The organism is Flavobacterium gelidicaeli (assembly GCF_013294005.1).
In the GTDB taxonomy this organism is placed as follows: Bacteria; Bacteroidota; Bacteroidia; order Flavobacteriales; family Flavobacteriaceae; genus Flavobacterium.
Genome location: NZ_JABSNK010000009.1, coordinates 82273 through 92448, shown reverse-complemented (window position 1 = coordinate 92448; position 10176 = coordinate 82273). Strand labels below are relative to the sequence as shown.

The 10176-nt window shown below is 32.5% G+C and carries 11 protein-coding genes; all 11 read right to left on the bottom strand.

Translation table 11 applies throughout. The features are described from left to right. Positions 1-55: 55 nt before the first annotated feature. The 11 genes from HNP99_RS13575 to HNP99_RS13525 all read right to left on the bottom strand — a co-directional run bounded on the left by HNP99_RS13575 (position 56) and on the right by HNP99_RS13525 (position 10096). Positions 56-1180: an ABC transporter permease gene (locus HNP99_RS13575; RefSeq protein WP_173853922.1), complete on the bottom strand. Its 1125-nt coding sequence runs from the start codon at positions 1178-1180 to the stop codon at positions 56-58. Positions 1181-1305: 125 nt separating this feature from the next. Then, positions 1306-2412 (bottom strand): ABC transporter permease, encoded by a 1107-nt coding sequence (locus tag HNP99_RS13570; RefSeq protein WP_173853921.1) that lies wholly within the window; start codon positions 2410-2412, stop codon positions 1306-1308. A gap of 73 nt (positions 2413-2485) precedes the next feature. Beyond that, on the bottom strand, positions 2486-3220 hold the full coding sequence (locus HNP99_RS13565) for an ABC transporter ATP-binding protein (protein ID WP_173853920.1): 735 nt from the start codon (positions 3218-3220) through the stop codon (positions 2486-2488). Further along, positions 3217-4134: an ABC transporter ATP-binding protein gene (locus tag HNP99_RS13560; RefSeq protein ID WP_173853919.1), complete on the bottom strand. Its 918-nt coding sequence runs from the start codon at positions 4132-4134 to the stop codon at positions 3217-3219. Before HNP99_RS13560 ends, HNP99_RS13565 begins: the two co-directional genes overlap by 4 nt. A gap of 21 nt (positions 4135-4155) precedes the next feature. Next, positions 4156-5043 carry an HlyD family secretion protein gene (locus HNP99_RS13555; RefSeq protein ID WP_173853918.1) on the bottom strand — a complete coding sequence of 296 codons (888 nt, stop codon included), beginning with the start codon at positions 5041-5043 and terminating at the stop codon, positions 4156-4158. A 63-nt stretch (positions 5044-5106) separates the two neighbouring features. Continuing rightward, positions 5107-6363 (bottom strand): TolC family protein, encoded by a 1257-nt coding sequence (locus HNP99_RS13550; protein WP_173853917.1) that lies wholly within the window; start codon positions 6361-6363, stop codon positions 5107-5109. Beyond that, positions 6360-6953, bottom strand: a complete 594-nt coding sequence (locus HNP99_RS13545) for a TetR/AcrR family transcriptional regulator (RefSeq protein ID WP_173853916.1) — start codon at positions 6951-6953, stop codon at positions 6360-6362. The genes HNP99_RS13550 and HNP99_RS13545 overlap by 4 nt, the downstream gene beginning before the upstream one ends. A 249-nt stretch (positions 6954-7202) precedes the next feature. After that, positions 7203-7505, bottom strand: coding sequence for a thioredoxin (gene trxA, locus HNP99_RS13540; RefSeq protein ID WP_173853915.1), 303 nt, complete (start codon positions 7503-7505; stop codon positions 7203-7205). After that, positions 7498-7704, bottom strand: coding sequence for a hypothetical protein (locus tag HNP99_RS13535; protein WP_173853914.1), 207 nt, complete (start codon positions 7702-7704; stop codon positions 7498-7500). The genes trxA and HNP99_RS13535 overlap by 8 nt, the downstream gene beginning before the upstream one ends. 1 nt (position 7705) lies before the next feature. After that, entirely contained in the window at positions 7706-8536 is an 831-nt protein-coding gene (locus HNP99_RS13530; protein ID WP_173853913.1) for a methyltransferase domain-containing protein, read from the bottom strand. Positions 8537-8680: 144 nt separating this feature from the next. Further along, positions 8681-10096, bottom strand: coding sequence for an MBL fold metallo-hydrolase (locus HNP99_RS13525; protein ID WP_173853912.1), 1416 nt, complete (start codon positions 10094-10096; stop codon positions 8681-8683). Between the last annotated feature and the right edge of the window lie 80 nt (positions 10097-10176).

Genomic DNA, 10176 nt, shown 5'->3' with positions numbered 1-10176 from the left:
TCTATGGAGTAGCTTTTTTGTTTTATATTTAGGCTTTCGTCAAAGTCAAACTGTTCTAGTTCGTTTTTTTATAACTCCAAACTGCAAAAGCATTTAGCACAAATGCGTAGCCCAGTATTATAAAAAATTGTCTTGATATATCTGAGAAATTGGCTCCTTTGAGTAAAACCATTCTAATAATTTCTACAAAATAGCGAATAGGGTTAAACAACGTGATCTTTTGTGCCCAGTTAGGCATGCTTTCTATAGGAGTGAACAATCCGCTCATTAAGATGAAAATAACCGTAAAAAACCAAGCAATGAACATCGCTTGTTGTTGGGTTTCGGTGTGGTTAGAAATAAATAAACCTATTCCCAATATAACCAACAAATATACAGAAGTAAACAAATAAATTAGTCCTAAATTCCCTAGCATAGGAATGTTGAAAACGGCTTTAGAAATAATAAGACCCACCGTTAAAATAAACAATCCCAATACCCAAAACGGAAATAACTTACCAATAATAAACTGGTATTTCTTGATGGGAGTGACATTAATTTGCTCGAGTGTTCCCATCTCTTTCTCGCGTACAATATTCATAGCCGATAGAAAAAGCGTTAGCATAGTTACCAGTAATACTAAAATTCCCGGCACCATATACGTTTTGTAATTTAAAGTGTTGTTGTACCAGAAAGACGGAATACTAATAATGCTTTGTGGTTGTACTACTGTTCCATCAATAAATTGCATTCCTTGCGTTTGTATGTTTTTATTGAAATTGCTAATTAATTGTGTGATGTAAACATTAGCTACTCCTGCTGCTGCGCCGTCAATGGCATTAATACTAACGGAGAGATTTGTTTTTTTATTGATTAATAAGTCGCGTTCAAAATGGTTTGGAATTTCAAGAAGTACATCTATATTCCCTTTTTGCATGGCAGCTGTAGCTTCTTTATGTGAAGAAAAATTTTCAACTACATTGAAGTAATTGGAAGCTTCAAAACTACCTACTAATTCTCTAGAAACAGCGGAATGATCGCTGTCAATGTAACAGAACTTGATATTTTTTACTTCAAAACTAGCAGCATTAGATAGGATTAATAGTTGTATTAATGGCAATACAAACAGTATAGGTAACATGCCTTTATTTCTAAATATTTGTTTGAATTCCTTCTGGATGATGAATGCTATTGTTTTCATAGATAGTTCTTGTTTGTATAGCCCTGATGGAAGTGGAAATCCTTTTGTCTCGTTTCTTAACGAGGCAAAAGATTGTAACGTACAGCAGGATAAAGCTCCTAAAACCAAAATTAATTGGGTTTAAATTACTCTAATCTTATTTTGTAATTTTTAATACTCAAGCCTATAAAAAGTACGGACATTGCTATGAGAATAAGGATTTCTTTCCAAATTATAGAGAACGTTGCTCCTTTAAGCATAATGGCTTTTATGATTATGATAAACCATTTAGCAGGGATGATATTGCTGATGATTTGTAAGGGTAGGGGCATACTCGAAATAGGAAATATAAATCCTGAGAGGATGATTACAGGCAGCATAAGCCCCATTAATGAAATCATCATGGCCATTTGTTGCGAACTGGATATTGTTGAAATTAAAATCCCTAATGATAAGGCAGTAATGATGAATAATACAGTAACGAATGCCAGTAAAAACAGGTTGCCTTGAAACGGCATTTTGAAAACAAAAAAGCCTAACAGTAAGATTACAACAGCGTTAATGATGGATAAAAAGATATATGGAAATACTTTACCAATAATAACTTGATAGGGTTTCATAGGTGATACTAAAAGTACTTCCATGGTTCCTAATTCTTTTTCTCTAGTGATGGATATGGAGGTCATCATTGCAGAAACCAACATTAAAATCACTGTCATTACTCCTGGTACAAAGGTAAATACACTTTTAAGTTCAGGGTTGTAATACAACTGTGTTTGGGTTTGTATCTGGTAAGTAGGTTTGTTTAAGGTATTGACTTGCTGGATGTGATTTTGTAAAATAGCATTTGTATAATTAGTGATTGTATTGGCTATATTAGGGTCAGTTGCATCAGTGATTATTTGGACTTTAGCCTGTTTTTGTGTTTGTAAATTTTTTATAAAGTCGTTCTCGAAAACCAAAACAGCTTTTACTTTTCCTTTTTTGAAAATTGCCTCTATTTGGTTCTCATTAGTAATTTCTTGCTCTAAATTAAAATATTTAGAAGCATTGATTTTACTGATGATTTTTTGAGTTTCCGAATCTTTTGAATGGTCTAAAATAGCAATATTTACATTATTGATTTCGTTAGTAATCGCAAACCCAAAAAGCATTATTTGCGCAATAGGCATCCCAAATAAGATAAACATAGTACGTTTATCACGAAAAATGTGATAGAATTCCTTAGTAACAAAACCGATAAATCTTTTCATTATGCTTTATTTAAATGTAAAGTTAGCAAAGGAGTTTTTAAACTGATTCCCTTTTACACCTCTCTAATTCCTACTATTCTATATTTCGAGCCAGTTTTAAAAAAACGTCATTCATAGAAGCTACTTTGTATTTTTCTTTTAAATTTTTTGGGGTATCGAGTGCTTCAATTTGTCCTTCGACCATGATGGAAACTCGATCACAATATTCGGCTTCGTCCATGTAGTGCGTGGTAACAAATAGGGTTGTTCCTTTGTTTGCCTGTTCATAAATCAGTTCCCAAAACTGTCTTCGAGTAATAGGATCGACGCCGCCGGTGGGCTCGTCTAGAAATACGATTTTTGGTTCGTGCAGTAAAGCAACTGAAAAGGATAGTTTTTGTCTCCAACCTAGTGGCAAGTCCCTAACTAGTTTGTCTACCATTTCTTCGAGTTGTAACTCTTGTACCAGTTGTTTCGTTTTTTCTTTAATCTTTGCTTTGGATAAACCGTAAATTCCACCAAAAAAAGTAATGTTTTCTCTAATTGTTAAATCGTCATACATAGAAAATTTCTGACTCATATAACCAATGCTTTTCTTGACCATTTCAGTATTGGTTTTTACATTAAAGCCAGCAACAATTGCCTCACCTGAACTAGGTTTAGAAATCCCAATGAGCATTTTCATAGCCGTAGTTTTTCCAGCACCATTTGCGCCAAGAAAACCAAAAATCTCCCCCTTATACACCTCAAATGTGATGTTGTTTACGGCCTTAAAATCACCAAATACCTTGCTGAGATTTTTTACTTCTATTATTTTTTCCTGCTTCATGATTGTAAATTTACAGCGGTTAAATCCATAAAAACATCTTCAATTGTATTTTTTGCAACTTTGATTTCTATTTCCAGATGATTTTGTGATTCTAGATAAATTTGTAATTCGTCAGGATTAAAATCAGTGCTTTTATCAATATAATGAAGATATTCTCCAAAGGCATAAACACTATACTGACTTGGATATTTCTTTAAATCGACAATTAATTGATGGGTATTTTTAGCCCGAATATCATAGATCGTTTTATCATAATTCTTAATGATGTTTTCAGGAGCATCGATTTTTAAAATTTTCCCTTTTTGGATCAAGGCAATTCGGTCACATAAAGTAGCTTCATCCATGTATGGCGTAGAAACTAAGATAGTTATTCCTTTTTGCTGCAAGCGCTTGAGCATTTGCCAAAATTCTTTTCTTGAAACAGGGTCAACACCTGTAGTGGGTTCGTCTAAGAATAATACAGATGGTTTATGAATCAATGCACAACACAATGCTAATTTTTGTTTCATTCCGCCTGAAAGTGCCCCAGCTCTGCGGTTTTTAAAAGGTTCGATCTGGATGTAAATATCCTCTATCAATTCATAATTCTCTGCAATTGTAGTCCCAAAAATTGTGGCAAAAAACTTTAAATTTTCTTCGACCGTTAAATCTTGATAAAGTGAGAATTTACCAGGCATGTATCCTACAGAATTTCTAATAGATTTGTAGTCTTTAACCACGTCAAATCCAGCTACGGTCGCCGTACCTTCATTAGCTAAAAGTAAAGTGGTAAGAATCCTAAAAAGCGTTGTTTTACCAGCACCATCAGGACCTATTAATCCAAATAATTCTCCCTGATTTACATCAAAAGTGATCTCGTCAATAGCGAGAATTTTGTTGTAAGATTTTGATATGTTTTGGACTTTAATACTCATAATTAAATTTAAGGATCAGCTTTATTTGTTCAAACTCTGAATCCACATTTCAGCGGGCATTCCTATTTTTAAACTACCATCATTTTTTACTTTTACTTTCACAGCATATACTAGATTCACGCGCTCCTCTTTTGTTTGAATCGTTTTTGGTGTAAACTCAGCCGATGAAGAAATCCATGAAATTATTCCTGTATATGATTTCATATCTTGATCAGCATCTATTTTGACAGTTACTTTTTGATTTGTTTGTATGTGTGCTAATTGGGTTTCGCTAATATACACTCGCAATGTCATTTCTGAAATATCTGCAATTTTGTACAGTGGTTTTCCAAAAGAAGTGATCTCATTAGCTTCAGCATATTTGGCTAAAACGGTACCTTTTATAGGGTTTGTAATTTTACTTTTCTCAATTTGATCGTCTATTTTATCTATTTGAATAGCGATAGATTTGGCCTCATTTACAATAGGAGCGTCTTGTGTTTTTACGCTTTTTATTTGTTCATTGAGGACATTTACTTTACCGTTAATTTCATCTAATTGACGTTTAGTAGCCGCATTTTCTGCAAACATATTCTGAATGCGGTTTCTCTCAATCAATGTTGTTTTTAATTGCTCTTGTAAAACAGTAATTTGTGATATTACATTTGTAGATTTTGAGTAAACAGTATTTTTAGAAGCAATCAGTTGTTGTTTATTAAAATACAATTGTGTGGTATCAATTAAACCTACTTGTTTCTCGGCTTCAAGAATATCGCCTTCTTCAAGGTTTAAAAAGATTATTTTTCCATTTGCTTCTGCTGAAATTGTAGTTTCCGTAGCTTCAAAATTTCCGTAGCCATCTGCCTTTTTATCATTTTTATTGCAAGAAATAAAACTTATAGTAAGTAAAATTAGTATGTATTTTTTCATGTTTGTTTAATTTATTATTCGTCACTTAATTTCTAAGAATTACGAATTTATCTGAGGCTATAATTAATTTCCGTTTATAATTAAATAATTAGCATTAGCTAAATCTAATTGTATTTCATGTATTTTTTGATTCAATTTCGCTTCATACAAATTTGTCAACTCGATTAAATAATCAGATGCCGTAATCACCCCATTTTTTAATTGTGAATCAGCTGATTTTACTACGTATTGGCGTAAAGCAATAATTTCAGAATCAGTACTCGTAATTTCATCAAGTTTGTTTATTTCGTTTTCCATTTCTTGTAATTGTAAGTTAGTGTTGACAAGAAAGGTTTCTTTTTCGGTAACAATAATTGCCTCCGAAATAGTCAAAGCTTCTTTTTCTTTTTTGGATTTATTCCAATCAAATACATTCCAATTAGCTTTTACACCCAACATATAAAATGTTTGAAAAGAATTGTCCAACATATTCAAACCTGGATTTCCATATCCTGCTTGTCCAAATGCATTTATTTTAGGCACTTTATTCTTTGTGATGATAGTTTTAGAATGTTCAATTTGTTGGTTTTGTAAATCAAATAGTTGTAATTCTGGGCGGCCGTTAATGGTAGTAAAATTTTTTTCAAAAATTGGTTTAATTAAAATCACATTGTCCGGTATTGTTGAAAAGGTTAATGAAGCTAAATTTGCTATAAACCTCTTTTTATCATAATTAATTTCTGTAAGCTGCTGTTTTATTTTTAGACTTTCAGCTTCTAAAATTTTTTCAGAAGCAGCTAAAATGGCACCAAATTTCACTGCTGTTTTTACTTCATTTACTTTAGAAACTAACTGTTGTTGTTTGGCTTTGAGAATTTCCATTTTTTCTTGCGATAGTAAAATAGAAAAATAGAGCTGGTTAATCTTTGATTTCAATTGATACAAATTCACTTGAACTTGTTGCTGTTGTGTTTTTGTTTGTATCTCTTTCAGTTGGGCGTTTGCATTGATTAACCCACCGTTATAAAGTATTTGATTGACATCAAAAGTTGCTTTATATTGGTCTTTATTAGCAGGGTCAACCGTTAAGTTTGGAATTTTTATAGGTAATTGTGTCACATCAGATTGATAGGTGACTTGCGCATTTAGGTCAAGTCTAGGAAGTTTTCCAAGGTTGATAGTTGCAATGTCTAAAGCTGATTTTTCTTGTAATAACTTACTTTGCTTTGCGATAGGATAGTTCTTATTTACCAAAGCATAACAATCTTCTAAAGACAGATTTTCTTGTGCTGTAGTAAAAAAAGGAACTATAATAAGTACTAGAATAATTATTTTTTTCATTTTTTTATAGCGTTAATAATTTGTTCTGAAACAGTAATTTTACGTTCTTCCATCAAGGTATTGAATTCATTGTCAGAAAGTTTTATAATGCTTTTAACAAGCATTTGAGCTGCAAAAGGAAAAATAGTCATTGATAGGATATCCAATAAAAGCTGATTTGGATTGCCTCTTTTTATAATTCCTGCCGTCATTTCGTTTTCTATTTGCAAAATAAAATTTGAAGCATCAGGAGCATTTTTATTTTTAAGAAAATTAGCTACAAACTCGGGATTATTATTCATTTCTTGAATTATAAATGCAGGTAAAAATGGATTCTTAATCACAAACGAAATGTAGTTTTGAGTGAATTTCTTTATTTTTTCAAATACTGTTGCCTCTGAATTGAATATTTCGTTTATCTGTGGTGCTAGTTGGCTAAATGCGTTTTTAAAAACGGCTTCAAATAGTAGCTGTTTATTTTTAAAACAATAATGTAGCATGGCTTTGTTTATTCCAGCTTGGTCTGCAATTTCTTGCATCCTAGCACCCGAAAAACCTTTTTTTTGAAACACGATTTGCGCGGCATTAAATATTTTTTCTTCAGTAGTCATTTTGCTAACTATTTAGTTTAACCATTTGGTTAATTCAATTGTAAAAAAAAGTAATTTGATTTACTTTTTTTTATTTTGGAACAAACATTTTAATAATCAATCAGCTCATTAGACTTCCATATTAAATGACCGTTAATGATTTATATATTATCGCACAAGTTAAAAAGCACAACCTACTTAATAATAGTAAGCAAAACCACTAAGGCAACAATAAGAATTTTAAATACGGAATTTAATAGTGCTTGATTGTTATTGATTACTCTTTTCTAAAATAACATTGATGATATCTTTTTTTTGTAAAACACCAGATTGTCTCCACAATTGTTTTCCGTTTTGGAATAAAATCATTGTAGGTACGCCACGAACTTGATATTGCGACGCAAGTTGCTGGTTTTTATCCACATCAATTTTTATTATCGAAATGCGTTCTTCTAAGTTGTCTTTTACTTCTTTTAAAACAGGAGCAAGCATTTTACAAGGTCCACACCAAGTAGCAAAAAAATCAACTAATACAGGTTTGTCTGAATTTATAATATCGTGAAAACTACTCATTTTTATTTTTTTTATATGTTGGTACATTGCAACCATTTAATCCACAACCCGAGTTAAATACTGCTTGAAATAAGAAGAAAGCTGCCATAAAACCAAATAATGGTTGGCGGTATTGAAAAGCTTGCTGGATTAAAAATAAGCCAATCGCTAAACGAATCCAGCGCATGGCATGCCAATTTGTAAAGAGAATTTGCTTCATTTTATAGTGTGTTTATTTTTAAGTTATTATTGTAAGAAAGCACTTCTTGTAACTCTGATAACGGAAACACATTTGTACTTACTAATAAAAGTGTTGTAAAATCAGTATTTATACTCACGTTCAAAACGTTATTTAGAACTTCAAATTTTGAAATAACGGTGTTTTTACTATTACTACAGCTAATGCCCTCTAATTTATAAAGAATAACTGTAACATCGTTGTTTTTCTTTAATTCTATAAAAAGCTCTGTATTTGCTCGTGGAGTAATTGAATTTTTGGTTACATCCATAGTCAAAACCTCAAAGGCATCTTTGAAAAGCAATTTATATTCTTCTAAGCTTCCGCCAAAAGGAGGTCCCGCAGTAAAAGTTCTATTGAATAATACTCCTGCTAACTTTCCGTTTTTAGCGAGTAGATCGTGCATTTTAGCAACATACTCTTGACGCATGGTAGGAGGTAATGCGCAAAAAAATGTTTGCTCAATGATTAGATCGTAACTACCCTGATGTTTAAAAAAATCACCTAAAACAATTTGAATATTATTGTTTGCAGCAAATTTTTGTTGCAGGATTCTTATTAATGTGGGCGCTATATCAATTACCGTGATATTTGTAAAGCCCATCTCAAGTAAATAAGCTGCCTCATAAGTATTGCCGCATCCAGGAATTAAAATAGCTCTATTTTTATCCTCGATGGCATCAATATAAGCCTTCAAAGGAGGCGAAATAACTCCTAGATCCCAACCGGTGGTATTTGCTTTGTATTGACCGTCCCAATAGTTTTGATCTAATACTTTGTCACTTGATTCTGTACAACATTGTTTGTTATTCATATGGTGCTTTATTTTCTACTTCTAATATCAAACAATACTACTGCTAGGAAAAAGATAAAAATGTAGTCCTACAGATCATTAAGATAAAGATAGGGACTTTTTTTTAGCGTACTAAAACAGTAGTATTAAATTGACGTTAATTTATTATTTTAAAACTTTGCTTTGACAAACAAAGTTAGTTTTAGGTACTGTCGTTTTTGAGATGGCATTAAAGCCACCTTCGACTTCTTTAAAGTTTCTAAATCCTCTAGCTTGTAAAATAGAAGCAGCAATCATACTACGGTAACCACCTGCACAATGTAAAAAGAACGGTTTTTTAGGATCAATATCTTTTACCCAATCATTAATGTTTGATAAAGGTTTGCTAAATGCTTCATCCACGTGCTCAGCAGCATATTCTGTTTCTTTTCGAACATCTATTACTTTGCTTTCGCCAATTTTAACCTCTTTAGAAAATGCTTCGGCTGTGATTCTATTTACGGTATCGATTTCTTTTCCTGCTTTGGCCCAAGCCTCAAATCCGCCTTCTAAATGTCCGATTAAATTATCAAAACCTACACGGCTTAAACGAGTAACCGATTCTTCTTCTTGACCATTCTCGGTAACTAGAATAATAGGTTGTTTTACATCGGCAATCAAAGCACCTACCCACGGGGCAAAATCACCATCGATACCTATATTTATAGATTGCGGAATAAATCCATTGGCAAAAACGCCATTTTTACGTGTGTCTAAAATAAGAGCACCAGTGTCCTCTGCAACTGCTTCAAAATCAGCAACAGTAATAGCTCTCATTCCGTTATTTAAAACTGTTTCAAAGCTTTCGTAGCCTTTTTTATTCATGGCAACATTCATCCCAAAATAAGCAGGAGGAGGCAATAAACCATCTGTCACTTCTTTAATAAATTCAGCTTCCGTCATATTTGCTCTTAAAGCATAATTGGTTTCTTTTTGGTTGCCTATAGTTCCTACAGTTTCCTTACTCATGTTTTTACCGCAAGCACTTCCAGCACCATGCGCAGGATATACAATTACGTCATCAGGAAGTGTCATTATCTTGTCTCTAAGAGAATGATACAATGTAGCAGCCAGTTGTTCTTGCGTCATATCAGCCGCTTTTTGAGCTAGATCAGGCCTTCCTACATCGCCTATAAATAAAGTGTCTCCAGAAAAAATAGCATACTCTTTACCATTTTCATCAATTAATAAATAGGTAGTACTCTCCATAGTATGCCCTGGAGTGTGTAAAGCTTTTATCTTGATATTTCCTATGGTAAATTCTTGTCCGTCTGTAGCAATAATAGCTTCAAACTCTGGTTTTGCGGTAGGTCCATAAACTATAGGAGCACCAGTTTCTTTACTCAAATCAACATGTCCAGAAACAAAGTCAGCATGAAAATGAGTTTCAAAAATATATTTTAATTTAACATTGTCTCTTTCAAGTCGATCTAAATAAGGTTGCACTTCACGAAGCGGATCAATGATTGCAGCCTCCCCATTAGAAGTGATATAATAAGCTCCTTGCGCTAAACATCCTGTATATATTTGTTCAATTTTCATCGTAGTATTTTTTTAATTTCTCATACAAAGGTAATTCTTGTATTTATATTTCACAGTGACTAAAGTTACATAAATAACAC